Raw genomic sequence first — 25,863 nt, forward strand, 5'->3', positions numbered from 1 at the left:
AGCTCTTTACATCACTTCGCCGTTGCTACAACGGTGTCCGGCTTCCAGCCACCCCCCAGCGCCTTGTAGATCGCCACAATCCCGCGATACAGGTCGACTTCGGCCTGGGCCTGGGAGTCTTCGGCGGCCAGGCGTTCGCGTTGGGCGTCGAGGAGGACGAGGAAGTCCACGGTGCCTTCGCGGTAGCGGATGGCGGCAAGGTCGGCGGCGGCGCGGCTGGATTCGCTTTGGCGGATCAGCGAGATCAGGCGTTGCTGGCGCTTGCCGTAGTCACTGAAGGCGTTCTCGGATTCTTCCAACGCCAGCAACACTTGCTGCTCGTAGGTCGCCAGGGCGCCATCGGCTTCGGCGTCGGCGCCACGCAGGCGGGCGCGCACGCTGCCCAGGTCGAACGCGGCCCAGGTGATGCTCGGGCCAAGGGCCCAGGCATTTGCGGCAGACGAACCGATCTGCGAACCGCGCCCGGCGGTAAAGCCGAGGAAGCCGCTGAGGCTGACCCGTGGGAACAGGTCGGCCTTGGCCACGCCAATACGCGCGGTGGCGGCGGCCAGCTTGCGTTCGGCGCTGAGGATGTCCGGGCGCCGTTGCAGCAGTTGGCCTGGGTCACCGATGGGCAAGGCCTTTGCAATCGCCGGCAAGTCTTTCGGGCTCAGGTCCACGGTGAGTTTATCCGGACGCTGGCCGAGGAGGGTGGCGATGCGGTTACGCTCGCGCACTTGTTCGGCCTGCAGTTGCGGCACGCTGGCTTCCACCGCTGCCAGGCGTGCATCGGCACGCTCGACGTCGAGTTGGTCGCCCACACCGGCGTCGCGCAGGCTGACGGTGATGGTGCGTGATTCCTGCTGGTTCTTCAGGTTGTCCAGGGCGATCTTTTCGCGCAGTTGGGCGCCGCGCAGTTGACCGTAGGCGTCCACCAGTTCGGCAATCATGCTCACTTGCAATTGGTACAGGTCGGCTTCGGCGGCCTGCTGGTCGGCGTCGCTGGCTTCCAGGTTACGCTGGATGCGGCCGAACAGGTCCAGTTCCCAGGCCATGTCCAGGCCCAGGTCGTAACGCTCGGTCTTCACGCGGCTTGTGGTCTGGCCGGGGATCTGGCCTTTGCCCTGGTCGCTGCTGACGCGGCTGGTGATGGTCGGCATGGCGTCATTGCTGGCGTCATCGCGGATCGCCCGTGCCGCCCGCAGGCGTGCAAAGGCGACGCGCAGATCACGGTTGCCTTGCAGTGACTGGGTTACCAACTGGTTAAGGGTCGGGTCTTCGAACTGCTGCCACCAGATGCCTTCGAACTTGGCGTGGTCATACTGTTTGGCGTCCGCGGCGGCGGTGATGTTCGCCGCCTCCGGGGTCTGGGTCTTGTAGTCCGGGCCTACGGCACAGGCGCTCAGCGCCAGTACCAGCAAGCTCGGCAGGAATACTTTCACACTCATTGCTGTGTCTCCAGCTTCAAGGCCTTGGCCGCTTTGCGCGCTTCGCTGCGTTCCACATAACGACGGATCAGTACGTAGAACACCGGCGTCAGCAACAGACCGAAGAAGGTCACACCGATCATCCCCGAGAACACCGCCACACCCATGGCGTGACGCATTTCGGCACCCGCACCGCTGGACAACACCAGTGGCACCACACCCATGATGAACGCGAACGAGGTCATCAGGATCGGCCGCAGACGCAGGCGGCAGGCTTCCAGTACGGCAGCGAGGGGGTCGAGGCCTTCCTCTTGTTTATCCTTGGCAAACTCGACGATCAGAATCGCGTTCTTACACGCCAGGCCCACCAGTACGATCAGGCCGATCTGGGTGAAGATGTTGTTGTCGCCACCCGAGATAATCACCCCGGTAATCGCCGACAGCAGCGTCATCGGTACGATCAGGATCACCGCCAGCGGCAGGCTCCAGCTTTCGTATTGGGCGGCCAGTACCAGGAACGCCAGCAGCACGCAGAGCGGGAACACAAACAGCGCGGTGTTGCCCGAGAGGATTTGCTGATACGTCAGGTCGGTCCACTCGTAGGTCATGCCGTTGGGCAGTTCATCCTTCAACAGTTTTTCAATCGCCACCTGGGCCTGGCCAGAGCTGTAGCCCGGTGCGGCGTTGCCGTTGATTTCTGCGGTGATGAAGCCGTTGTAGTGCATCACACGGTCAGGCCCTGAGGTGTCGCTGACCTTGATAAAGGTCGCCAGGGGGATCATCTCGCCCTTGTTGTTGCGCACTTTCAGCTGGCCGATCTGGTCGGAGTCCTGGCGGAACTGCTGCTCGGCTTGCACGTTGACCTGGTAAGTACGGCCAAAACGGTTGAAGTCGTTGGCATACAGCGAACCCAGGTAGACCTGCAGGGTGTCGAAGATGTCACTGATCGCCACGCCGTGGGTCTTGGCCTTTTCGCGGTCGATGGCGGCATCGACTTGCGGCACGTTGACGGTATAGCTGGTGAACAGGCCAAACAGTTCCGGCACGCCGTGGCTCTTGGTGATGACGTTCTGCACTTCTTTGTACAGCTCGTCGTAACCCAGGTTGCCACGGTCTTCGATCTGCAGGCGGAAGCCGCCAATGGTGCCCAGGCCCTGTACCGGCGGCGGTGGGAAAATCGCCATGTAGGCTTCTTCGATGTTGGCGTACTGGCCATTCAGTGCGCCGGCAATCGCTCCGGCGGACATGCTTGGGTCTTTGCGCTCATCAAAGGGCTTCAAGGTCACGAACACGATGCCGCTGTTCGGGCTGTTGGTGAAGCCGTTGATCGACAGGCCAGGGAAAGCAATCGCAGCTTCCACGCCGGGCTGTTTCAGGGCGATCTCCGACATGCGCTTCATCACGTTTTCGGTGCGGTCCAGGCTCGCAGCGTCAGGCAGTTGGGCGAAGGCCACCAGGTATTGCTTGTCCTGGGCCGGTACGAAACCGGTCGGCGTGTGGGCAAACCCGAAGAAGGTCAGCACCATCAGGCCGGCGTACACGAACAGGGCGATACCACTGCCGCGAATCACCCGGCGTACGGTGCCCACGTAGCCATGACTGGCCTTGTCGAAAAAGCGGTTGAAGGGACGGAACAGCCAGCCGCCGAAGAGTTTGTCGAGGAACTTCGAGAAACGATCTTTCGGCGCGTCATGACCGCGCAGCAACACAGCGGCGAGGGCAGGGGACAGGGTCAGCGAGTTGAACGCCGAGATCACCGTCGAGATTGCAATGGTCAAGGCGAACTGTTTGTAGAACTGCCCGGTCAAGCCACTGATGAAGGCGGCGGGAATGAACACGGCACACAGCACCAGCGCCGTGGCGATGATCGGACCGGTCACTTCACTCATGGCCTTTTCAGTGGCAGGGAACGGCGCCAGGCCCAGCTCGATATTACGCTCGACGTTCTCTACCACCACGATGGCGTCGTCCACCACGATACCGATGGCCAGTACCAAGCCGAATAATGACAGGGCATTGAGCGAGAACCCGAACAGGTGCATCACCGCAAACGTACCGATCAACGATACCGGCACCGCCACCAACGGAATGATCGAGGCGCGCCAGGTCTGCAGGAACAGGATGACCACCAGCACTACCAGGATCAGTGCTTCGAACAGGGTATGCACAACCGCTTCGATGGAACCGCGGACAAAGATCGTCGGGTCATAGGCGATGCGGTAATCCATGCCCGCCGGGAAGCTCTTTTTCAGCTCGGCCATCTTGGCGCGCACATCGTTGGAGATGTCGATGGCATTGGAGCCGGGACGCTGGAAGATCGGAATGGCCACGGCGGGCTGGTTATCGATCAGCGAGCGCAGTGCGTACTGGCTGGACCCCAACTCGACGCGGGCGATGTCCTTGAGGCGCGTGATTTCACCGTTGGCGCCGGCGCGAATCACAATGTTCTCGAACTCTTCCTCGGTGACCAGGCGGCCCTGGGTATTGACCGACAACTGGAAGCTGGTGTCACTCGGCGCAGGTTGTGCGCCCAGGGCACCGGCCGCGACCTGGCGGTTTTGCTCGCGGATTGCGGTCACCACGTCGGTGGCGGTCAGGTTGCGCGAGGCGGTCTTGTTCGGGTCCAGCCAGACGCGCAGGGAGTAGTCACCCATGCCGAACAACTGCACGTCACCCACGCCACCCAAGCGGGCCAGCTCATCCTTGATATTGAGGATGGCGTAGTTGGACAGGTACAGCATGTCGTAACGCTGATCCGGTGAGGTCAAGTGCACCACCATGGTCAGGTCGGGGGAGGCCTTGTCCACGGTGATACCGATGCGGGTCACTTCCTCAGGCAGTTTGGGCTGAGTCCGCGTCACACGGTTTTGTACCTGCACCTGCGCGTTGTCCAGGTCGGTGCCCAGGGCGAAGGTGATGGTCAGGGTCAGCTTGCCGTCGGCGGTGGATTGCGAGGACATGTACAGCATGTTCTCGACGCCGGTGATCGCCTGTTCCAGCGGAGCGGCCACAGTTTCGCCGATGACCTTGGGGTTGGCACCAGGGAAGTTGGCACGCACGACGACCGTCGGCGGTACCACTTCCGGGTATTCGCTGATCGGCAATTGGAACAGCGAGATCGCGCCGGCGATCAGGATCAACAGCGAAAGCACCGCTGCGAAGATCGGCCGCGAAATGAAGAACTTGGAAAAATTCATCTTGAGTCGTATCCCTTAACCGCGTGGAGACGCAACGGCTGCGAGCTTGGGCGCGGTTTTTTCCGGCGCCACTTGCTCCAGGTTGCTGGCTTCAAGCGCTTGTCGTTGTTGGGCCAAGGCGGCGAGGGTTTCCTGGCTGGCCATCGGAATGGTTTCCGGCGCGACCGGCGAGCCGGGACGCACGCGCTGCAGGCCCTTGACGATAATCGTGTCGTCCTTGTTCAGGCCGCTGCGCACAATGCGCAAACCTTCGATCTTCGGCCCCAGTTCCACGGCGCGGTAGGCTGGCTTGTCGCCGTCCATCACCAGCACGAACTTCTTGCCCAGGTCGGTGCCCACGGCTTCATCGTTGATCAGCACGGCGGAGTAGGTGCCGCTGCCCACCAGCTTCAGGCGTGCGTAGAGGCCAGGGGTGTATTCGCCCTTGCTGTTATCGAACACGGCGCGCCCACGGATGGTGCCGGTGGCCGGGTTGACCTGGTTGTCGACGAAGTTCATCTGGCCCAGGTGCGGGTTGCCGGTTTCATTCGACAGGCCCAGGTACACCGGGGTGGTGGCGCCACGGCGGCCTTGGCGGGCCAGTTCGGTGTACTTGAGGTACACGCGCTCATCGGCGTCGAAGTAGGCGTAGACCTTGTCGGTGGACACCACGCTGGTCAGCGCGGTGGTATCGGCCGTCACCAGGTTGCCGGCGGTGATTTCAGCCCGGCTGACGCGGCCGCTGATCGGCGAGCTCACGCGGGTAAAGCTCAGGTTCAACTTGGCCAGGTCCAACTGCGCCTGGATCCCGGCGACAGCAGCGCGGGCTTCCTGGGCGGCGGTGGTGCGCGAGTCGGCCAGTTCGGCGGAGATCGCATTGCTCTGGCGCAGGCGTTCGCCGCGTTGGGCTTCGTTGTCGCTGCGGGTGGCGGCGGCTTTGGTTTGTGCAAGCTGGGCTTCAAGGCGGCGCACTTCAGCCTGGAACGGACGCGGGTCGATCTGGAACAGCAGGTCGCCTTTCTTGACCAAAGCGCCTTCGGTGAAAGCGACTTGGTCAATCTGGCCCGACACGCGTGGACGGATCTGTACGGTTTCCGGTGCTTCCAGGCGGCCGGTGAATTCGTCCCACTCGTTGACCGGTTGTTCCAGCACCTTGGCCACACTGACTTTGGCTGCAGGCATGGCGGCCGCTTGGTCCGGGGCCTTGCCGCATGCGCTCATCACCACCACGGCCAGAATCGCCAGGGGGAAGCGCAAATGTTTGAGTGACTGTTCCATGAGGTGCATCCGCCAATGTATTTGAGATGGGCGGATCATGCGCGGCGATGTGCTATGTCACGAATCGAATGAAGCAAAGGTAACTATCATTCGGAATGATATAAGCGCGAGATTAGCCCTCTAGCATGGGGGTTTCGTTAGGGTGCTATCAATGGCCGTGATAACAAAGCACTGTTGCGCGGCGTGCAAGCAATGTCGATTTAGGCACCTGTATGGTTACTATTGCGCATGCAGATATTTCGACCCGGAAGTCATTCATGACCATGCTCCAAACGTCGCTCCGTAAAAATGTCAGGGTTCAGAGCAACACCTTTTCCCTTGCGCTCAGCCAGACCCTGACGGTCTTGTCCGAGCGAATCAGCCAGGCTCAAGCCAGCATTAGCGCGATCAACCGCCTGAGTTTACGCAGCGCCGAAAGGGAGCGCATCAATGCCCTGGCTCCGACCCTGACGCGCGTGCAGAAGTGCCAACAGCAGTTCGATCAGCAGAAAAGTGAAGGGTACGGGTTCGGTTGGCTGCTCAGCCCGTTGGATACGCATCAGGCGTCCGTTGAACTCAAAGCAGCGCGGCTCCAGCATGAGCAAGCAATCCTGGCTTTCGATGAGCCGGCCATCACGGCACAACGCGACAGCGACATCGACGAGCACAACCGCTACGTCGCTGGCCAGCACGAGGAACAGTTCAAACTCAAGGCGCTATTGGAGAAGCTTCTCAAATCCCAGCGCCAGTTGAAGGACTTCGAGTTGGCCGCGACAGACGCTTTGGCCGCTGCGAAAGGCAACGGATGGCTGGCGCCTGATTTCGCCGTAACCTTGGCCCGGGTGATTGACCTTGTGCGCGAGGTGAAAATGCCACAAGCCCACGACTGCCTGGGGCAACTGGTCTTTCAGAAAACACCGGATGTGGCAGCCTATGCCAAGCTGCGCAAGCGGGCCGAAGGCATTCGCGAATGCGCCAATCGGGATCACTTCGGCATTGCGGTGACGGGCGGCTTCCCCAATATTGTCGCGGCCAGCGCCAGGCTGGCGGCGGCAAACATGCAACGCGACTCAGCCAGTCAGCTGTTGCAATGTCGTCAAACTGCCGACCAGTGGCAACTGCTGAGCCAATTGGCGACTTCACCCACCCACCTGTCCATTGATGTGCTCTGGGCGATCTACTGGGCGATGTTTCAGTGCCAACAGGAAATGGCCAGGTTCCTGAACAGCGCGGCGGCTATCGAAGATCTGTTGAACGGCCGGTTCAGCGCCTACGTCGAGCACTGGCTCGGGGGCTGGGCGTCCAAACAGATTCCACAATTCGGCTACCCTATGTCCCACTCTTTCCTTGGCACGCTGCAACTGGCGGGTAAGCCGGAAGAAAGCCGTTTAGGGGCCGACCTTGGCGTCATTATTTCTTTGAACATTGGTGGTCTGGTCTGTCGCAAAGCCGTGCTTTTGCAGGCCAAACGGGCAAAGGACTGGGTCGCCGATGTTGGCAGTAAAAAAGGCCAGCTACCCAAGCTGTCCAAGTTGCCGCGGGGCGGTTACTACCTGTTTTATCACGAGTCTGCGAACCTGCAATTGGCCACTGCGGTTCCAACGGTCAGCTCTGCTCAAGCGTTGGAGCAGCTGTTGCTCACGGCGGGCAAAAACCCGGATGGCACCTACCTGCCCATCGACGTGCGTGAGACGGGTTGGGATTGGGCGAGCTTTATGAGTTTTGGCCTGTGTGACGCCAATTCGGAGATCGGTGAGCCGTTCGACACCATTGATGACGCGCTGCGGATTCTGGGCAGTGGCGAGACCGGCGCGCTGCCCCTTCGGCTGTTCGTGGTCGCTATCGAGGATGAACCGTACGTTCGTGAGATGGCGCAGCGTGTGCGTGAGCGCTACGTAGACCTGCAAGAGCCGCTGACCAAGAAAGAAAGGAAACAGTTGGACGGGAATGAGCGTGGCCATAGCCACGGTATGTGAAGCGTCAAGGACCTGCCTGCCGTGTGCCTGAGAGCACCGGGGCTGCGAGCTAACCGCGCTCGCAGCCCTGGTTTTTTACGCGGTACCGAACCCGACCAGCACCGTCAGCGCCCCTTGGTTATCCCCCAGCCCAATTCCATACCGCCCCTCCAGATCATCGTTGATGCACAACTGCAATTCCCCCGTCTGCCCCGCTGGAATCTCGGCCAGATCCCCCACCAGGAACGGCATCCCGCTGCTGCCCACGCGGCCGATCAGCGCGCCTTCGTTCGCACCGGGCAAGGTGTAGCCCGCCTTGGCGATCAACCCCGGGCTGCCGTTGCCATCGACCATGCCGCCCACCGGGCTGGCCAGCCATTTACCACTGACATAGCGCACCAGGCGCGGGCTCGGACCGCTGACCTGCACACCGGTGCCTTGCCACGGTTGGTTGGCCTGCACTTGCACGGTCACGGCTTTGAGGTCATTGCACAGGGTGTCGCCGGCCTGGATCGACAGCGCGGCGATGGTCAGGCTCGGGTTGGACGTACCCGTGGTGGGGAACACACCATCGCCCACCAGGAACAGGTTGCTGTGGTCCCAACTGCGCTGGTACTTGTCGACCACCGAGGTGGTCGGATCGGCGCCCATGCGGTAGGTGCCCATCAAGTGCCCGGCGCCCTGGAACGAATAGGACTCGCCTTGGTACGTGAACACCCCAGGCGGGATATCGGCGGTCAGCTCGGTGGCGCCCAGCAGTTCGGTGATGACGTGGCTGGCCAGAATCCGCGCCTGCTTAAAGCCCTCCTTGGTGTAGTCGGACAGGTCGTAGTGGATTTCCGGGCGGGGGATGCCCAGGCGGTCTTTGTACTGGCTGGACGGTACGATGTAGCAGTTGGCGTTGTTCGGGTCTTCCTCCACTTGCTCCACCAGGAAACCCACACGAAATTGCCGGGTCAGCAGGTTGTTCAGTTGTTGTACCAGCGCCGTACCGAACAGCACCTGGGACGCGCCGGTGCCATTGGGCAGCGGGTTGGTGCGGCTGACGTTGGTGCCATCGATCAGGTCGGCGACGGTGGTGTAGGGGTCGCCGATGGGCCAGTTGAAGCCCTCGTTGCCGATCTCGATGCGCCACGCGGCGCGCTGGCTGCGAAAGGCGCCGTCGCGCAGGCTTTCGATGCCGGAGGTGGACACCGGGCCGCGGTACGGGAACACCCTCTTGCCTTCGGGCATCAGGCCCCAGGCCAGGTAGATCGGGTGGTCCGCCAGGCTGCGGCCGACTTGGCCACTGCTGTTGGCCACACCGTTGGGCCAGGTGCTGCTGGTGGAGTTGAGCAGCAGTTTGGGCGTCTCGATGGCGTGGGCAGCGATCACATAGCGCTGGCCCACGGCAACCCCGGTACCGGTCGCCGGCCCATCGCCAAGTTGGTACTGAATGAACTCAATGCCACTCACGCTCTTGTCTGCTGCCACCGTGACCTTGCTCGCCACGGTCTTGTACAGCACCCGCACATTGCCGGTGTTGAGCGCATTGTTCAGGGTCACCGTGGCGTCGTACTTGGCCTGGATCGGACAGATCGGCGTGCAGTTGGTATTGCCCGCGCACACCCGCCGCCCGGCATACGGCTGGGAGTTGCGCCCGGCCGGTGTCGGGCTGACCACCAGGGGCAGACCTTGGAACGATTGACCCTGCACCGCACTGACGAAACTGCCGTCCACCAGCGATAGCGCAATGCTGGTCATCGGGTATTCATAGTTTGTCGGGAAGGTGATGCCCAGGTAGGCCTGGTCGGCGACGTTGGCGGCCACACCGATTTCCGCTTCGGCGCGGCAGTAAGCGCTTTGCAGGTCGTTGTAGCCGATCGGCCAATCCACGCCCACGCCATACAGGGATTTCATGCGGAAATCATTGGGCAGCATGCGCAGGCAGGTGGCGACCCAATGCCAGGTAGTGCCGCCACCCACGCGTTCATAGGTGCTGGTGAACGGCAGCGGGCCTTTCTGCACCAGGTAACTGACGTCGGGGTTGTTCCAGCCCAGGATCAGGTCGGCAATGGTCGCCCGTGGCGCATTCTGTTCCGCCGGGTTGCGCGCCGGGCTCAGGGTGCTGACTGGCGGGTAGGGCGATTCGGGGGTCTTCAGGGTGGCGGTGTAGAAACGCTCCAGGTACTGGTTTCGGTTGGCCGGGACTTGCGGGCCAGATTCCAGCACCAGCACCTTCACCCCCGCCAAGCCCAGTTGATAGGCAATGATGCTGCCCGCCAGGCCAGCACCGACGATTACCACGTCTGCTTGTTCGGTACTCATGACGATGCTCCTGATTGCGGGCTGGCGGTGACCCCGGTGAAGTCTTCCAGGCTCGGCGGCGGGCTGTTCCAGTAACCAAAGAAGAACTCGCTGTAACCCATGGGATGGGCCTGGGCGATGCTCCATGCCCAGCTCTGGGTATAGGCCTCGGCACTGACCACGGTTTGTTCGTCCACCGGGAACGCGCCTTGGGTGTACGGCTGGTACCACACGCCGAGTAGCCATAACTTCATGATTGCGCGCGCCGCCTGGGCGGTTTGCGTGGGGGCGGGTTGGCCGTTCTGCATCAGGATCGCGGTGCCGATTTGTTGTGGCGTCTGTTGTTCGGCCAGCAGCGCGGCGTATTGGGCGAGCAAGGCGCTGAGCACGCTTTGCCCCAGGCGCGGGCCGATGAAAGCGAGAAACGTGGTGGGCAGGCCGATCGGGTCCACGGACGGCGCGAGCAGTGCTTGGTCGATCCCCGTGAGCACCACGCTCAAGCCGGTGAAATTGTCCAGGTCGGTACTCATGGCTGACTCCTTGTCACACCGGTGGATTGGGCGCGTTCGAGCAGGTAGGTGAAGTCCGCGAAACTGGTGCGCGGCGATTGCGTCACGTGGGTGGCGGCATTGCCGTGACAGGCAATGCAACTCGACGAGGCCTGGGGCACGGTGCCCTGGATATACGTCTCCAGCGTGGCATTGGCGAGGAACGACGGCGCCGGGTTGCCCAGCGGCTTGGTCGCGGAGATCTGGCACGGTGGCTGGCCGCTGAGGGTGGGCCACTGGGTGCTGATCAACTGGTAATTGGCCCACACGCTGTTGGGGTTAACCGTGCGCAGCAGCGTTTGGTAGGTGTTGTTGAGGGCCTTGGTTTCATCGGTCAGGGGGATTTCACGCACGATCTGCGACGGCGTGGCCTTCACCGCAGGGTTCCAGGGCCGGGGTGGCGGTTGGTTGACCTCGGCATGGCTGCTGGCGTTGTAGAACAGATACGGGCCTTTGCGTTCGGCGGGCGGCGTGGTTTTTTCCGGCACATTGTCGACGTGCTCGAAGGTCGACCACACCCACTGTGGCGCACTGGTGGTCTTGTGCACGATATGCAGCCCCACCAGCCCCACCGGCTCGGCCACGCAAGACTCGGCCACCACTGGCCCCTTGCTTGGGTCGCTGTTGCCCGGCGTATACACCAGGGCATCGACGGTATGGAAACTGCCGGGCTTGTCGTTGCCGTCCAGCACTTTCCACGAGGCCTTGACCATCAGTGAACCCACGTCTCTGGTGGCCGGGTTGCCGCAACTGAACGCCACGGCATTGGCCGGGCTGGCGGCAAAAAACGCCTGCTGGCCCTGGATGCTGTAGAGACCGTTGTTGACGATGCCATCAAACATCGACTGGTTGACCACGATTTCATTGCGCGTGTACACGCCGCTCTGGTCCACCAGCGGGCCGCTTTGAAACGGCTGGATAAACTCGTCCAGCACATCCGGGACCTTGCCCATTTGTTGCAACAAACGCCCCGAACCCTTGCCCTCACAGGCCGCGGGCACATGGGCCGGCGCCTGCCAGCCCGCCGGCTTCTGCCCTTGGGGCAGAAAGATCTGATAGCTCTCCTTATAGCTTTCCCACACTGTGGCCGCGTCCTGCTGGCCGATCTGCATGCCGGTATTGGGGTTGCCATCGGCCAGGACCGGCCAGTTCAGCGCAATAAACGTTTGCCACGACATTTCATCGAAGTTGGTTTGCAGGCTGGTCAGGGAAAACGGCGGGGTCGCCGTGACATCGAAGGGGATTTGCGTAGACAGCGTGGGGGCCGCGACGACCAGGGGGCTCAGCAACGCGCCGAATAGCGCACAGCCGAACCCGGGCCGGGGGCGATGGGTTTCCATTCTCATCGTTATCTCCTAGGCATCAGGCGCCAGGAGACAGTGGGTCCGTCATGGACTCTTCAATGCGCCTCCTGGCACGGGCTTGAGCGTAGATAAGCCTGCTGGGAAGGGTGTCGCGACCGCTAGATTTATTCGTAATAAAAACAATAGCTAGGAGTGGGTTCAGGCACGGTCAGCGCGAATATAAGTGCCAAACATATGGTCCCACAACGGCGAGGACACGCCGAAGTTCTTCTCGATGCCCTTGCGGTGATGCAGGTCGTGATTGGCCACCAGCCCCGGAATGAACGCGTAGGCCCAATGCTCAGGGCGATGCATCACGTAATGCACCGAGATGTAATAGAAGTAGCCCGTCACTGCACCGATAAACGCTGAGGTCAGGCCGACGTACCAGGCGAGCAGCAGTAACACGGCAAAGGTGGCGCTGGTTTTCCAGCTGGACACACCGATATAGGCCAGCACATCCACATGGTGGGTCCAATGCTCGTGGCGATACAGCGAATGGAACAAAAAGCGATGCGCCGAATACTCCACCAGCGTCCAGGCCAGCAGGCCCGCGAGCAATTGCAGCGAGTCAAGCGGTGCCAGGCAGAGCGCCAGGCCGATGAACAGCGGGACGGTAAAAAAGTCCAGGTAGTAAGCGACTGACGACATCAGCCATTTGTTTGAAGCCGCCATGTGCGGATCGTCCTTGAGGTGCATGAATCGGTGGGCAATTAAACCGGGTCTTGCCCGGCGGCGGGCAGAGTGCCCGTTGCTTGGCGCCGTTGCAACAACTCGATGTGCTCGGCGGGCACCAGCGTGCGCAAGGTTTTGTACAGCACCCGCGTTTCCAGCAGGTTCCACACCCGCAGCATGGTTTCCAGGGCGTCCAGCGGTTTGCTGATGAAGTCCCGCGCGCCGAGGGCGAGGGCACGCAGGCGTGTGTCGCGGGTGGCGTCGGCGGTGAGCACCAGGATCGGCAGGTATTCACCCTGGGGAATGCGTCGGTTGAGTTGTTCCAGCACCGCGAAACCGTCGAACTCGGGCATGTGCAGGTCAAGAATCACCAGGTCCGGTTCGAAGCTGTTGAACAGCTCCAGCGTGCGCAGCGGCTGGGTGCTGCTCAGCACGTTGGTCAACCCTTCACGCGCCAGCAGTTGCTCCACCAGGTCGAGGTTCGGGCGTTGGTCGTCGATGATCAGAATGCGCAGGTCGAGGTTCACGCGGTCTCCGGAAAATACAGGTCGAGGTGGGCAAGGAACGCCGGCACGTTGATCGGTTTGTTCAGCACCGCCGTTGCACCTGCGTCGTGCAAGGCGCAACGGGTGAGGTCGCTGGCGTCGGCGGTGATCATCAGCACCGGGGTGTTGCGGGTCAGGGGTGACTGACGCAGGCGTTGCAGCACTTTCAGGCCGTCGATGTCCGGCAGCGAGACATCCAGCAGAATCAGCTGTGGCCCATGCTGCGCGGCCAAGTCCAGGCCCAATTGGCCTTGCATGCTCGACAGCAGTTTTATCCCCGGCCGGCGTTGCAGCAGGGTTTCGATCAGCGCCAGGCTAGAGAGGTTGTCCTCGATACACAGGACCTGTCCCTGGAACCTGCAAACCGTGGGGGCCGGGCGCTTGAGTGCGGTGTCGACAACGGGTGTGGCGATGCTTTGGGGTTGCGTCACGCGCACGAACGGCAGTTCCAGGGTGAAACGTGAGCCGACGCCGGCCTGGCTCTGCACGTTCAGTTGGCCGCCCATCTTTTCCAGCAGGCTTTTACTCAGCGCGAGGCCCAGGCCGCTGCCTTCCACATTCGGGTCGGCGCCCAGGCGTTCGAATGGTTTGAACAGTTGCCCGATATGATCGGTCGCGATGCCGTTTCCGCTATCGCACACCGACACGCCGATACGTGGCCCATCAATGTTGACCTCAATGCTCACCTGGCCGCCACGCCGGTTGTATTTGATCGCGTTGGACAGCAGGTTCAGCAGCACCTGGGTCAGGCGCTGGCGGTCGGCAACGATGCCCACATCCGCCGCCAGCGTGGGCAGGGGTTGCAAACGGATACCCGCATCCGTGGCCATTGGGGAGACCAGCGTCAGCGCCTCCTGCAACGCACCCACCAGTGGAATCGGTCCGATATTCAACGCCAGGCTTCCGGCCTCGATCTTGGCGATGTCCAGCACTTCGTTGATCAGCGTCAGCAAGTGCTGGCCGGCGCGCAGGATATGCCCCACATCGGGCTTTTGCGCCTTGGGCGCGTCCATGTCCAACAGCTGCGCAAAGCCCAGGATCGAGTTGAGCGGCGTACGCAGTTCGTGGCTCATGCGCGACAGGAATTCGCTCTTGGCCCGACTGGCCCGTTCGGCTTCCTCACGGGCCGTGCGCAGGGCGATCTCGGCGGCGCGGCGGTCGGTAATGTCGCGGGTGATCTTCGAAAACCCGCGCAGGGCACCGGTGCTGTCGTACTGTGCTGTGATCACCACGCTGGCCCAGAACCGCGTGCCGTCCTTGCGGCAGCGCCAGCCTTCTTCGGCGTAATCACCCTCGCGGGTCGCTTCACGCAGCGCCATGTCCGGGTGTTGCGGGCACTCTTGGGGCAGGTAGAACAGCGAGAAATGCTGGCCGATGATTTCCTGTTCGGTGTAGCCCTTGATCCGCTCGGCGCCGTTGTTCCAACTGGTGACATGGCCGGCCGTGTCGAGGGCGAAGATCCCGTAGTCCTTGACCCCGTCGATGATCAGCCGCAAGCGCTCCTCGTTGTCGCGCAACGCACGCTCGCGCTCGGCCAGCAACATCCCGGCTTCCACCAGGCTGGTGCCCAGCTGGCCGATCTCGTCGTTTTCCGGCGGTTGCGGCAGTAGCGGAGAACCAAGGGCCAGGCGTTGTGCATTGCGCTGTACGTTCTGTACGCGGGCCACGATGCCCTTGGACAGAAACAGCACCGCGACAATCGCGCCGAACAACCCGCAGATCGCCGCCAGCCAGGTGGACAGCAACAGGCGTTGACGGGTCTCGGCCGCGGCGGCGCTGCGCTCGGCCAGCAATGAATCTTCGAGCCTGAGCATGGTGCTGATGTGTTGGCGCAAGGCGTCGAGGATGTGTTTGTTGCTGATCAGAATGGCGCTGATCGATGCCGGTGTGGCTTGGCTGTCCTTGAGCATCTCTTCGAGCCCGTCGACCTTGCCGTCAATCAACGGTTTGATCGCGCTGAGTTGTGCGCGCACCCGTGGGTCGCGTACGTCACCGTCAAGGCGGCGCAGGGCCGCGTCGATCTGGGGCCTGGCGTTCAGGTAGCTCGGCAGGAAGTCCTCGCGGTGCGTGAGCAGGTAGCCGCGCACGCTGGCTGCCGCCTCCGCCAACAAGGTGTGCACCGCCTGGATATCGCCCTGCACGCGCAGCACCCGGCGCACGTCCTCCTCGGCGCGGGCGGTCTGGCGTTCGGTGGTGTAGATCAGCACCAAGGACAGCAACAGCACGACCAGCGGCAACGAAATGACGACCAGCGCCTTGCCCCGCAGCGGTAAGTCGGCCCAACGGCTTTTCATGGTTGCGCCACCAGGCCCCAGGCGATGCCGCGCACGGCGGCCTGGGTGCGGTCAGCTGCGCCGAGCTTGCCGATCACCCGCTCTACATGGGCTTTGGCGGTGCCGGTGGTGATCCCAAGGTGTTCACCGATTGCCCGGTTGCTCATGCCGTTGGCCACCAGCGCGAGCACCTGGCGCTCCCGGGGTGTGAGGCTTTCGGTGGCGGGGCCGCCGCTGGCCTGGCGCTCCGTCATGCGTCGCAACAGCCGTGCGCTGACGGCGGTGTTGAGCGCCTCGCCACCGGCGGCCACCTGTTGCAGCGCCTGGATCACCTCGGCCCGGCTGGCGTCCTTGAGCAGGTAGCCGACCGCGCCCGCGTTCATCGCCGCCTCCAGGTACTCGGGGCTGTCGTCCATAGTGAACATCACCACTTTGACTGCCGGTAGGCGTTCTTGCAGCAAGCGTGCGGCGCCCAAGCCGTTGAGCCCCGGCATCCGAATGTCGAGGATGACGATGTCCGGCAGCAAGTGCTCGCACAGTTCCACCGCTTGCAGCCCGTCGCTGGCCTGGCCAACCACTTCGAACTGCGGATGGCCGGCCAGCAAGGAGACGAAACCGGTGCGCGTGACTTCATGATCGTCCGCCAGTACCAGACGCAGGACGTGGGTCATTGGAACGGGGTTCATTGAGGTGTTCCATTCAGGTGGGCGGGCACGCGGGCACGCAGTTGGGTGCCGCCGTTGAGCCCGCTGGCACAGCTGAAGTCGCCACCCAGCAGGCTGGCACGCTCTTGCATGGTGGCAAGGCCCAGGTGTTGCGCGTCATCCTGTGGCTTCGCGCAGGCGAAGCCTTGGCCGTCGTCGTCCACCTGCATGCAGGCCTGGCCGTCGCGCAGTTCCAGGGTCAATTGCACCCAGCTTGCCTGTGCATGCTTGAGGACATTGTTGATGGCTTCCTGGCCGATCCTGAACAGGGCGATTTCCACCTGGCTGGGCAGCCGCGCTTCGCAGTGCGCCCGCCATACCACATTGATTCCAGCGTCGCGCAAGCGATCAGCCTCCTTATCGAGGGCTTTGAACAGGCCAAAGTCATCCAACACCGTGGGGCGCAGGCCCGCGATCAGTTGCCGGCCCTCGCCGACCGAGTGTTGGGCCAGGTTGAGGATCGCCTGCAAGTCTGCGGCCAGCGTGTCTGGCAACGCTGGGCAGCGACCGGCAAACCCCTGCAGGCGCTGGTGCAAGCCCGCGAGGGTTTGTGCCAGGCCATCGTGCAGGTCGTAGGCGACGCGCTTGCGCTCGTCTTCCTGGGCGTGAAGCAGGCGGTTGACCAGGTCGGACAACGTCCGGTCCCGCAGGGTGAGGGTCATCAGGAGTCGATGATTCTCCAGGTGTGTCGCCAGCAACGTGGCAAGCAGTTGCAGGGACTCGCTGTCTTCGTGTTCCGGCGCACGCAGGCTGACACTGTTGCCCAGCACCAATACGCCGAAAGTGTTGCCGTCTCCACCGCGCAACGGCACTTGCAGCACGCTGGGCAGGGCGCTTTCAAGCGGCTCCTGCCAGTACGGCTTAAGCAGGTTGCGGTCGGCGAGGGCGGCCAGGCTGTTCAATCGCGCCGGGTTGCCGTGGGCAGCGGTGGTGTGGGCGATACCCTGTGCGTCCCATTCCCGCAGCAGCCCGTGGTCCATCGCGAGGAAGGCGCAGGCCCGTAGCAACACACGCGCGCGCATGGCATCGGGGCTGAGTTGGGCCAGTTCCTGCCCGGTGTCGACCAACAGTCGCAGGCGCGCCGTGCGGCTTTGCGACTGGCGGAAATGCGCGCGCATGGCCAAGGCGCTGCCGGGGTCATGGGGCGTGTTTTGCATGGAGGATGCTCCAGGATTTTTGCGGGCGCAGGGGGCGTCTATTAAACATGCTTGAACACCTTGGGCGCTATCTGCCATATGGCATAGGTAAATGGCTCCGGTTGGCCGATGGCGGGTGGCGGGCGGATTGGCAAAGTGGGCTCAACGAACACCACTGGAGTATCCCAATGCAATTCAAGCCCGCAGCACTCGCCCTGATGTTTGCGTTGAGCGTACCGTTTGTTCAGGCCGCCGACACCTCGCCGTATGTTTACCGCGACGTGGCCCAGGCCCCGACCGATGTCAAAGACCGGGAAATTGCCGGTTTGTTCGACCGCTGGAACAGTGCCTTGCAGACCGGCAACGTCAGCTCGGTGGTCGACCTGTATGCACCGGGCGCGGTCCTGCAGCCCACCGTGTCCAACCAAGTGCGCACCACGCCGGACCAGATCAAGGACTACTTCGATCACTTCATGGCGCTCAAACCGGTAGGGCAGATCAACTACCGTGAAATTCGCCAGTTGGGCACCAATGTGGCTATGGACAGTGGGGTCTATACCTTCACCCTCACTGACGCCGACGGCAAGGCCAGCGATGTGCAGGCACGCTACACCTTCGTCTATGAGCAGGTGGACGGCCAGTGGAAAATTCTTAATCATCACTCCTCGGCCATGCCCGAAGTGCAGGCCAAGCACGCCAAGCAGTAAAAGCTGGATCAAAAATGCCCATCCTCTTCAGGGGATGGGCATTTTTGCGTGGTTGCGCCACGATACCTCCTGGGTATCCAACCAGACTTTATCCATATTGGACCGCCCGTAGCCTACGCGTCAGCCTAGGGCCAATAACTATAAAGAGGCGCAACCATGACCGTGCTATTGAGTGAGCGCAGCCAGATTTTCCAAGGTGCCGACGCCTATGCGGTGTCCGAATACGTCAACCGGCATGTGGGCAGCCACTGTATTCGCCTGCCACCCAAGGGCCGCCCACAGGCGAGTATCAGCCACCGGACCTTTTCCAGCCTGGACTTATGCCGCATCAGCTACGGTGCGCCGGTGCAAGTCACCTCGGCGGCGCTGGAGACCATCTACCACCTGCAGATCCTGTTGACAGGCCATTGCCGCTCCAACGCCAGAGGTGAGGAACAGGTGTTCGGGCCGGGAGAAATCCTGCTGATTAACCCGGATGACCCGGTGGACCTGACCTATTCCGCCGACTGCGAAAAATTCATCATCAAGTTGCCGGTGCGCCTGCTGGAAAACGCCTGCCTGGAGCAGCACTGGACACTGCCGCAGCAGGGGATCCGCTTCGCGGCGGCGCGCCACGCGCTCAGTGAAATGAACGGCTTCCTGCAATTGCTCGGGTTGATCTGCCACGAGGCGGAAAACGCCGCGGAGCCTGAAGTGCAAAGCCTGTATGAGCGGATTGTGGCGAATAAGCTCCTGGCGCTGTTGGCCAGCAATGTGTTGCGGGTGCTTCCACAGACCGCTCACGGTGGCGGCTTCGAGGCCGTGCGCGAGTTTATTGAAGCGCACCTCACTGACGAAATCAGCCTTGAGCAACTGATGGCCATTGCCAAGGTCAGCGAGCGCAAGTTGTACAGCCTGTTCGAATCCCAGGTCGGCTTGTCGCCCCGGGACTACGTACGCCAGCGCAAGCTCGAACGTGTGCACGCCCGGCTGCAACAGGCCACGGCACGCAGTGTCACCGAAGTCGCGCTGGACCACGGGTTTGTGCACTTGGGGCGCTTTTCCGAGGCCTATCGCAAACGCTTTGGCGAGTTGCCTTCGCAGACCTGGAGGCGCCAGCGCTAAAGGCTGCGCTACGCGGATAGCGATGTGCAGGCAGCGGATATTGAGGCGCAGGGCGAGGGCATAAGGTGGGGGGGCCTGATACAAGAACAACGGAGGGCCTACCCCATGATCAGCACACTCGACCGACTCGCTCGCCAACTGGGCGAGTCCGTTCAGGAAGATCCCGCGACCGGGGTGTTCCGCTGCCGCCGCGATATCTTCACCGACCCCGACCTGTTTGCCCTGGAGATGAAGCACATCTTCGAAGGCGGTTGGCTTTACCTGGCGCACGAAAGCCAGGTGCCCGAGATCAACGACTACTTCACCACCTGGATCGGCCGCCAGCCGGTGGTCATTACCCGCGACAAACAGGGTAGCCTGCACGGCCTGGTCAACGCCTGTGCGCACCGTGGTGCCATGCTGTGCCGCCGCAAACAAGGCAACAAAGGCTCGTTTACCTGCCCGTTCCACGGTTGGACCTTCAGCAACGCCGGCAAGCTGCTCAAAGTGAAGGATGCCAAGACCGGCGCCTACCCCGACAGTTTCGACTGCGACGGCTCCCACGACCTCAAGCGCCTGGCGCGCTTCGAAAACTACCGAGGGTTCCTGTTCGGCAGCCTCAGTGCCGACGTACCGGAACTCAGTGATTACCTGGGCGAAACGCGGGTGATCATCGACCAGATGGTCGATCAGGCGCCCCTGGGCCTGGAAGTGCTGCGCGGCAGCTCCAGCTATGTCTACGACGGTAACTGGAAGCTGCAGATCGAGAACGGCGCGGACGGTTATCACGTGAGCTCCGTGCACTGGAATTATTCGGCGACTATGGGTCGACGCAACTACGAAGCCGAAGGCACGCGCACCGTCGACGCCAACGGCTGGTCGAAAAGCCTGGGCGGCGTGTACGCCTTCGAGCATGGGCATATCCTGCTGTGGACGCGCCTGCTCAACCCCGAAGTACGCCCGGTGCACGCGCACCGCGAGGCGTTGGCCGAACGCCTGGGCCAGGCCCGTGCGGACTTTATCGTCGATCAAACCCGCAACCTGTGCCTGTACCCCAATGTGTACCTGATGGATCAGTTCTCCACCCAGATCCGCGTGGTGCGGCCTCTTGCGGTGGACAAGACCGAAGTCACCATCTATTGCATGGCGCCCATCGGCGAAAGCGCCCAGGAACGTGCCACGCGTATCCGCCAATACGAAGACTTCTTCAACGTCAGTGGCATGGGCACTCCCGATGACCTCGAAGAGTTTCGCGCCTGCCAGACCGGCTACCAGGGCGCGACGACCTTGTGGAACGACCTCAGCCGCGGCGCTAAACAGTGGGTCGAAGGCGCGGATGAAAACGCCCGGGCGATGGGCATGCAGCCGCAACTGAGCGGCATCAAGACCGAAGACGAGGGCCTGTTCGTGCGCCAGCATGCGCATTGGTCCCAGAGCCTGCAACGCGCGATCAAGCGCGAGCAACACGGTCTGATCGCGACCGATAAGGCGGTGCAGCCATGAGCCTGTCCCGTGACCGTTTGCTCGACTTTCTGTACCGCGAAGCGCGCCTGCTCGATGATCGCCAATGGGACGAATGGCTGGCCTGCTATTCGCCCAAGGTCGAGTTCTGGATGCCTGCGTGGGACGACCAGGACACCTTGACCGAAGACCCGCACAGCGAAATCTCGTTGATCTACTACCCCAGCCGCGACGGCCTGGAAGATCGCGTGTTTCGCATCAAGACCGAGCGCTCCAGCGCCAGCACCCCTGAGCCACGCACGGCGCACCTGATTACCAACCTCGAAGTGCTGGCCGACGACGGCGAGCAGGTAGACCTGCGCTTCAACTGGCAAACCCTCAGCCATCGCTACAAGACCACGGACATGTATTTCGGCACCTCGTTCTATCGCCTGGACCTGCACGGCGAACAGCCGCTGATCACGCGCAAGAAAGTCGTGCTGAAGAACGACTACATCCACCAGGTCATCGACATCTACCACATCTGAGGACATTGCCATGACGTACGCCATTGCCCTGAACTTCGAGGACGGTGTGACCCGTTTCATCGACTGTAAGGTGGGTGAAAAAGTCCTCGATGCCGCCTTCCGTCAACGTATCAATCTGCCTATGGATTGCTCGGACGGCGTGTGCGGCACCTGCAAGTGCCACTGTGAAACCGGCGCCTACGACCTGGGCGACGACTACATCGAAGACGCCCTGAGCGAAGACGAAGCAGGCGAGCGCCAGGTGCTGACCTGCCAGATGGTGCCGCAGTCCGATTGCGTGATCGCCGTGCCGGTGCCGTCCAGCGCGTGCAAGACCGGTACCGCGCAGTTCAGCGCGACGGTTGCCGGCATCACGCGGCATGCCGACGCCGCCGTGCAAGTGAGCTTTGAGCTGGACCAAGTGCCGGTATTCCTGCCGGGCCAGTACGTCAATATCGGCGTGCCGGGCAGCGCGCAGACGCGCTCGTATTCCTTTAGCAGCCGGCCTGGGGCGTCACGCGCAAGCTTTTTGATCAAGCACGTGCCAGGTGGGTTGATGAGTGGCTGGCTGGAGCGGGCCCAACCCGGCGAGGCGGTGACCATGACTGGGCCATTGGGCAGCTTTTACCTGCGCGAAGTGGTGCGGCCGTTGCTATTGCTGGCCGGCGGGACTGGCCTGGCGCCGTTTCTGTCGATGCTTGAAGTGCTGGCCGAGCGCGGTGAAAGCCGGCCGATCCAGTTGATCTACGGCGTCACCCGCGACCAGGATCTGGTGATGGTCGAGGCGCTTGAGGCGTTTGCACAACGCTTGCCCGGTTTCGGGTTTGTCACCTGCGTAGCCGACCCGCAGACCGCGCACCCACAGCAGGGTTATGTGACCCAACACATGGCCAGCGACGTGCTGCACGACGGCGACGTCGATGTGTACCTGTGCGGGCCGCCGCCGATGGTTGATGCGGTTCGCCAGTATTTCAAGGCCCAAGGCGTGAGCCCGGCGAGCTTTCACTACGAGAAGTTCACGCCCAACGCCATTGCCACCGGCGACGCCGCCTGAGGACAACACCATGACTCCACGTTTCAACACCAAGGTTGCGCTGGTCACCGGCGCAGCCCAGGGCATCGGCCGTCGTGTCGCCGAGCGTTTGCTGGAGGAGGGCGCCTGGCTGGTGGCCGTCGACCGTTCCGATCTCGTGCATGAATTGCAGCATGAGCGAGCGCTGGTGCTCACCGCCGACCTGGAGCAACACGCCGAGTGCGCACGGGTGATGGCCGCCGCCCACCAACGCTTTGGGCGCATCGACATTCTGGTCAATAACGTCGGCGGCACTATCTGGGCCAAGCCGTTCGAGCATTACGCCACGACTGAGATCGAGGCCGAGGTGCGTCGCTCGCTGTTCCCCACGCTGTGGTGCTGCCACTGCGTGTTGCCCTACATGCTGGAGCAGGGCAGCGGCGCCATCGTCAATGTCTCGTCGATTGCCACGCGCGGCGTCAACCGCGTGCCTTACGGTGCGGCCAAGGGCGGTGTGAATGCGTTGACCGCCTGCCTGGCCTTGGAGACCGCTGGCAGCGGCATTCGCGTGAACGCCACGGCACCGGGCGGCACCGAAGCACCGCCGCGGCGCATCCCGCGCAACAGCCAGCTGCAAAGCGAGCAGGAACGGGTCTGGTACCAGCAGATCGTCGACCAGACCTTGAGCAGCAGCCCGATGCACCGCTACGGCAGTATCGACGAACAAGCCGGTGCGATTCTGTTCCTGGCCTCGGATGAGGCCTCTTACATTACCGGCGTGACGCTGCCGGTGGGAGGTGGCGACCTGGGTTGAACCACGTACTACCTGCGGACACTGACTCACAACAACAATAATGAGAGCACTGCCATGCGTACCCATGATGTTCATTCGCTGATCGACAACGCCCGTTTCAGCCGCTTCCATTGGCTGGTGATGGGCCTGTGTGCCTTGCTGTTGATCTTTGACGGCTATGACTTGTTTATCTACGGCGTGGTACTGCCGGTGATCATGAAAGAGTGGGGCTTGTCGCCCCTGCAAGCTGGCGCGTTAGGCAGCTACGCGCTGTTCGGCATGATGTTCGGCGCGTTGGCGTTCGGCAGCCTGGCCGACAAGATCGGCCGCAAGAAAGGGATCGCCATCTGCTTTGCACTGTTCAGCGTGGCCACGGTGGTCAACGGCTTTGCCAGCAACCCTACCGAATTCGGTGTGTGCCGCTTTATCGCCGGGCTTGGCTGCGGCGGGCTGATGCCCAATGCGGTCGCGCTGATGAACGAATACGCGCCGAAAAAAATCCGCAGCACCCTGGTGGCCCTGATGTTCAGCGGGTACTCGCTGGGGGGAATGCTCTCGGCCGGTGTCGGCATTTTCATGTTGCCGCGTTATGGCTGGGAGTCGATGTTCTTCGCCGCCACCGTACCGCTGTTGCTGCTGCCGGTGATTGTGTACTGGCTACCGGAGTCGATTGGTTTCCTGATTCGCCAGGGGCGCCTGGAACAGGCGCGCGCATTGCTCAAGCGCTTGTCGCCGGACACCGTCATAAACGCCGAAGACAGCCTGCACCTCAGTGACGGCAAGGCCAAGGGCACCTCTGTGCTGGAGCTGTTTCGCCAGGGGTTGGCGGTGCGCACCGTGGCGATCTGGGTTGCGTTCTTCAGCTGCTTGCTGATGGTCTATGCACTGAGTTCGTGGCTGCCCAAGCTGATGGCAGGCGCCGGTTATAGCCTGGGGTCGAGCCTGTCGTTCTTGCTCGCGCTGAATTTTGGCGGCATGGCCGGGGCGATTGTCGGTGGTTGGCTGGGCGACCGCTTGAACCTGGTCAAAGTGATGATCGGCTTCTTTCTCACCTCCGCTGTTTCGATCAGCCTGCTGGGCATCAACAGCCCGATGCCGGTGCTGTACTTGCTGATCTTCCTTGCCGGCGCAACCACCATCGGCACGCAGATCCTGCTGTATGCCGGCGCTGCGCAGCTGTACGGCTTGTCGATCCGCTCCACCGGCTTGGGTTGGGCCTCGGGTATCGGCCGCAACGGTGCGATTGTCGGCCCGCTGTTGGGCGGCGCTTTGATGGGCATTCAACTGCCGCTGCAACTGAACTTCATCGCCTTTGCCATCCCCGGTGCCGTGGCCGCGCTCGCCATGACGGCCTATGCGCTGAATGAGCGTCGTACCCGCACGCACCTGGCGGCCGCCCGCGCGCTTTGAGCCTCCATAACGTCGACAACAATAAAAAAGAGCAACGACATGAATCAGCAGACCTCCCACGGTATCTGGCTCTCCCTCCTGGGCGTGCCCCTGGCGGCCACGGCCGCTGATAGCGGCTTTTTCGAAGGTTCCACGGCCACTTTGCAGGCACGCAACTACTACTTCAGTCGGGACTTCTCCGACATTGTCGGGGCCAATCGGCAATCCAAGGCCGAAGAGTGGGGCCAGGGTTTTATCCTCACCTACAAATCCGGCTATACCGCTGGCCCCGTCGGCTTTGGCCTGGACGCGCTGGGTACGTTGGGCGTCAAGCTCGACAGCAGCCCGGATCGGGTCAACAGCGGGTTATTGCCGGTGCAGGACGACGGCCGCGCGGCTGACAACTACAGCCGCTTGGGGCTGACCTTCAAGGCGCGCCTCTCCAAGACCGAACTGAAGGTCGGCGAACTGCAGCCCAACCTGCCGGTACTGGCGTTCAGCGACATTCGCTTGTTACCGCCCAGCTATCAGGGGGTGAACATCAGCTCTGCTGAAATCACCGGCCTGACCCTGCAAGCCGGGCACCTGACCACCACCAGCCTGCGCAATGAAGCGGGCGATGAAAAGATGATCGCCATGCTCGGCCATGTGCCGCAGCGCGGGGCCGAGAGCGACGCGTTCAACTATGTAGGGGGTGACTACGCCTTCAACGGCAACCGCACCAGCGTGAGTGTATGGCGTGGCCAGTTGCAGGACATCTACGCGCAGAACTTTATCGGCCTCAAGCACAGCCAGCCTATGGGGACTTGGGTGTTGGGCGCGAACCTGGGCTATTACGACGCACAGGAGGACGGTGACCAGTTGCTCGGCAAAATCGACAACCAGGCGTTTTTCTCGTTGCTGTCGGCCAAGCGCGGCGGCCATACCTTTTATGTCGGTTACCAGGCCATGTATGGCAACAGTGCGTTCCCACGGGTGTTTGCCAACATCACGCCGTTGGGCAACGAGGTGCCCACCTATGAGTTTGCCTACACCGACGAGCGTTCCTGGCAGGTGCGTTACGACTATGACTTCGTTGCTCTGGGCATTCCTGGGTTGACTACCACGGTGCGCTACATCACCGGGGATAACGTGAGCACGGGCGCCGGTTATGAGGGCAAGGACCGCGAGCGCGACCTGGACATCGGTTATGCGGTGCAAAGCGGGCCGTTGAGTGGCCTGGGTATCCGCGTACGCAACGTGATGGCGCGCTCCAACTACCGCAGCGACATCGATGAGAACCGCTTGATCCTCAGCTACACCTGGAAACTGCTTTAAACCCCGCCTTGGCAGGTGCCCATCACGCTATAGGTGAGGGTGTGGCTGACGCCCTGGCTGTCGAGGTACACCAGGGTTGCCGGTTCCACCTGGCAACTACCCGGTACCGGGGTGATGGACACGATGTGCTGGACATCTTCAGTACCGCCGGCGGCGAGTGCGCCGGTGGCGGTGAAGAGCAGCACAAGACTGAGCAGTTTGATGTTCATGATGGGACTCCTCTGTGTGTGGAACCTATGTTAGGCGCTCTGGCGTTGGATTAAAGACAGGAACCGGTAAGTGACTCGTACG

The 25,863-nt window shown here is 62.2% G+C and carries 21 protein-coding genes; 9 read left to right on the forward strand and 12 right to left on the reverse strand.

Annotated elements, in window-relative coordinates:
• Nucleotides 1–11: 11 nt before the first annotated feature.
• Genes PspS35_RS13655 through mexE form a run of 3 tightly spaced genes read right to left on the reverse strand, consistent with a single transcriptional unit; the run spans nucleotide 12 to nucleotide 5,860 of the window.
• The gene (locus PspS35_RS13655; protein WP_159935284.1) at nucleotides 12–1,427 is read right to left on the reverse strand and encodes a TolC family protein; all 1,416 of its coding nucleotides are present in this window, start codon (nucleotides 1,425–1,427) and stop codon (nucleotides 12–14) included.
• Nucleotides 1,424–4,603 (reverse strand): efflux RND transporter permease subunit, encoded by a 3,180-nt coding sequence (locus tag PspS35_RS13660; protein WP_159935286.1) that lies wholly within the window; start codon nucleotides 4,601–4,603, stop codon nucleotides 1,424–1,426. Before PspS35_RS13660 ends, PspS35_RS13655 begins: the two co-directional genes overlap by 4 nt.
• A gap of 15 nt (nucleotides 4,604–4,618) precedes the next feature.
• Nucleotides 4,619–5,860: a multidrug efflux RND transporter periplasmic adaptor subunit MexE gene (mexE, locus tag PspS35_RS13665; RefSeq protein WP_159935288.1), complete on the reverse strand. Its 1,242-nt coding sequence runs from the start codon at nucleotides 5,858–5,860 to the stop codon at nucleotides 4,619–4,621.
• Between the two features lie 257 nt (nucleotides 5,861–6,117).
• On the opposite strand from mexE, the gene PspS35_RS13670 reads away from it, so the two are divergent.
• Nucleotides 6,118–7,815 carry a hypothetical protein gene (locus PspS35_RS13670; protein WP_159935290.1) on the forward strand — a complete coding sequence of 566 codons (1,698 nt, stop codon included), beginning with the start codon at nucleotides 6,118–6,120 and terminating at the stop codon, nucleotides 7,813–7,815.
• A gap of 75 nt (nucleotides 7,816–7,890) precedes the next feature.
• Here PspS35_RS13670 and PspS35_RS13675 read toward each other — a convergent pair whose 3' ends face one another.
• The 8 genes from PspS35_RS13675 to PspS35_RS13710 form a co-directional block, all read right to left on the reverse strand.
• Nucleotides 7,891–10,101 (reverse strand): GMC family oxidoreductase, encoded by a 2,211-nt coding sequence (locus tag PspS35_RS13675; RefSeq protein WP_159935292.1) that lies wholly within the window; start codon nucleotides 10,099–10,101, stop codon nucleotides 7,891–7,893.
• Nucleotides 10,098–10,610 (reverse strand): sorbitol dehydrogenase, encoded by a 513-nt coding sequence (locus PspS35_RS13680; protein WP_159935294.1) that lies wholly within the window; start codon nucleotides 10,608–10,610, stop codon nucleotides 10,098–10,100. Before PspS35_RS13680 ends, PspS35_RS13675 begins: the two co-directional genes overlap by 4 nt.
• Entirely contained in the window at nucleotides 10,607–11,974 is a 1,368-nt protein-coding gene (locus PspS35_RS13685) for a cytochrome C (protein ID WP_159935296.1), read from the reverse strand. Before PspS35_RS13685 ends, PspS35_RS13680 begins: the two co-directional genes overlap by 4 nt.
• 156 nt (nucleotides 11,975–12,130) lie before the next feature.
• Nucleotides 12,131–12,646 carry a sterol desaturase family protein gene (locus tag PspS35_RS13690; RefSeq protein WP_159935298.1) on the reverse strand — a complete coding sequence of 172 codons (516 nt, stop codon included), beginning with the start codon at nucleotides 12,644–12,646 and terminating at the stop codon, nucleotides 12,131–12,133.
• A gap of 38 nt (nucleotides 12,647–12,684) precedes the next feature.
• Nucleotides 12,685–13,173, reverse strand: a complete 489-nt coding sequence (locus PspS35_RS13695) for a response regulator (protein WP_159935300.1) — start codon at nucleotides 13,171–13,173, stop codon at nucleotides 12,685–12,687.
• On the reverse strand, nucleotides 13,170–15,485 hold the full coding sequence (locus PspS35_RS13700; protein WP_159935302.1) for an ATP-binding protein: 2,316 nt from the start codon (nucleotides 15,483–15,485) through the stop codon (nucleotides 13,170–13,172). Before PspS35_RS13700 ends, PspS35_RS13695 begins: the two co-directional genes overlap by 4 nt.
• Nucleotides 15,482–16,135: a response regulator transcription factor gene (locus tag PspS35_RS13705; RefSeq protein ID WP_159938044.1), complete on the reverse strand. Its 654-nt coding sequence runs from the start codon at nucleotides 16,133–16,135 to the stop codon at nucleotides 15,482–15,484. The genes PspS35_RS13700 and PspS35_RS13705 overlap by 4 nt, the downstream gene beginning before the upstream one ends.
• Nucleotides 16,136–16,146: 11 nt before the next feature.
• Complete coding sequence (locus PspS35_RS13710; protein WP_159935304.1) at nucleotides 16,147–17,325, reverse strand: sensor histidine kinase; 1,179 nt, start codon at nucleotides 17,323–17,325, stop codon at nucleotides 16,147–16,149.
• 167 nt (nucleotides 17,326–17,492) lie between these two features.
• Between PspS35_RS13710 and PspS35_RS13715 the strand changes: the two genes are divergently transcribed.
• From PspS35_RS13715 to PspS35_RS13750, 8 genes are all read left to right on the forward strand, one after another.
• Nucleotides 17,493–18,011 carry an SgcJ/EcaC family oxidoreductase gene (locus PspS35_RS13715; protein WP_159935306.1) on the forward strand — a complete coding sequence of 173 codons (519 nt, stop codon included), beginning with the start codon at nucleotides 17,493–17,495 and terminating at the stop codon, nucleotides 18,009–18,011.
• 156 nt (nucleotides 18,012–18,167) lie between these two features.
• Entirely contained in the window at nucleotides 18,168–19,115 is a 948-nt protein-coding gene (locus tag PspS35_RS13720; protein WP_159935308.1) for an AraC family transcriptional regulator, read from the forward strand.
• A gap of 105 nt (nucleotides 19,116–19,220) precedes the next feature.
• Nucleotides 19,221–20,597 carry a Rieske 2Fe-2S domain-containing protein gene (locus PspS35_RS13725; protein WP_159935310.1) on the forward strand — a complete coding sequence of 459 codons (1,377 nt, stop codon included), beginning with the start codon at nucleotides 19,221–19,223 and terminating at the stop codon, nucleotides 20,595–20,597.
• Nucleotides 20,594–21,082: a benzoate 1,2-dioxygenase small subunit gene (gene benB / locus PspS35_RS13730; RefSeq protein WP_159935312.1), complete on the forward strand. Its 489-nt coding sequence runs from the start codon at nucleotides 20,594–20,596 to the stop codon at nucleotides 21,080–21,082. Before PspS35_RS13725 ends, benB begins: the two co-directional genes overlap by 4 nt.
• Before the next feature lie 10 nt (nucleotides 21,083–21,092).
• Nucleotides 21,093–22,115, forward strand: a complete 1,023-nt coding sequence (gene benC, locus PspS35_RS13735; RefSeq protein WP_159935314.1) for a benzoate 1,2-dioxygenase electron transfer component BenC — start codon at nucleotides 21,093–21,095, stop codon at nucleotides 22,113–22,115.
• A gap of 10 nt (nucleotides 22,116–22,125) precedes the next feature.
• A complete protein-coding gene (locus PspS35_RS13740; RefSeq protein WP_159935316.1) occupies nucleotides 22,126–22,887 on the forward strand; it encodes a 1,6-dihydroxycyclohexa-2,4-diene-1-carboxylate dehydrogenase in 762 nt (253 codons plus the stop codon).
• Nucleotides 22,888–22,941: 54 nt separating this feature from the next.
• On the forward strand, nucleotides 22,942–24,276 hold the full coding sequence (locus PspS35_RS13745) for an MFS transporter (RefSeq protein ID WP_159935318.1): 1,335 nt from the start codon (nucleotides 22,942–22,944) through the stop codon (nucleotides 24,274–24,276).
• 39 nt (nucleotides 24,277–24,315) lie between these two features.
• Complete coding sequence (locus tag PspS35_RS13750; RefSeq protein ID WP_159935320.1) at nucleotides 24,316–25,572, forward strand: OprD family porin; 1,257 nt, start codon at nucleotides 24,316–24,318, stop codon at nucleotides 25,570–25,572.
• On the opposite strand, the gene PspS35_RS13755 is transcribed toward PspS35_RS13750, so the two are convergent.
• A complete protein-coding gene (locus PspS35_RS13755; protein ID WP_159935322.1) occupies nucleotides 25,569–25,781 on the reverse strand; it encodes a DUF2790 domain-containing protein in 213 nt (70 codons plus the stop codon). The two genes, PspS35_RS13750 and PspS35_RS13755, sit on opposite strands and share 4 nt — an antisense overlap.
• Nucleotides 25,782–25,863: the final 82 nt, after the last annotated feature.

Source organism: Pseudomonas sp. S35 (assembly GCF_009866765.1).
GTDB lineage: Bacteria > Pseudomonadota > Gammaproteobacteria > Pseudomonadales > Pseudomonadaceae > Aquipseudomonas.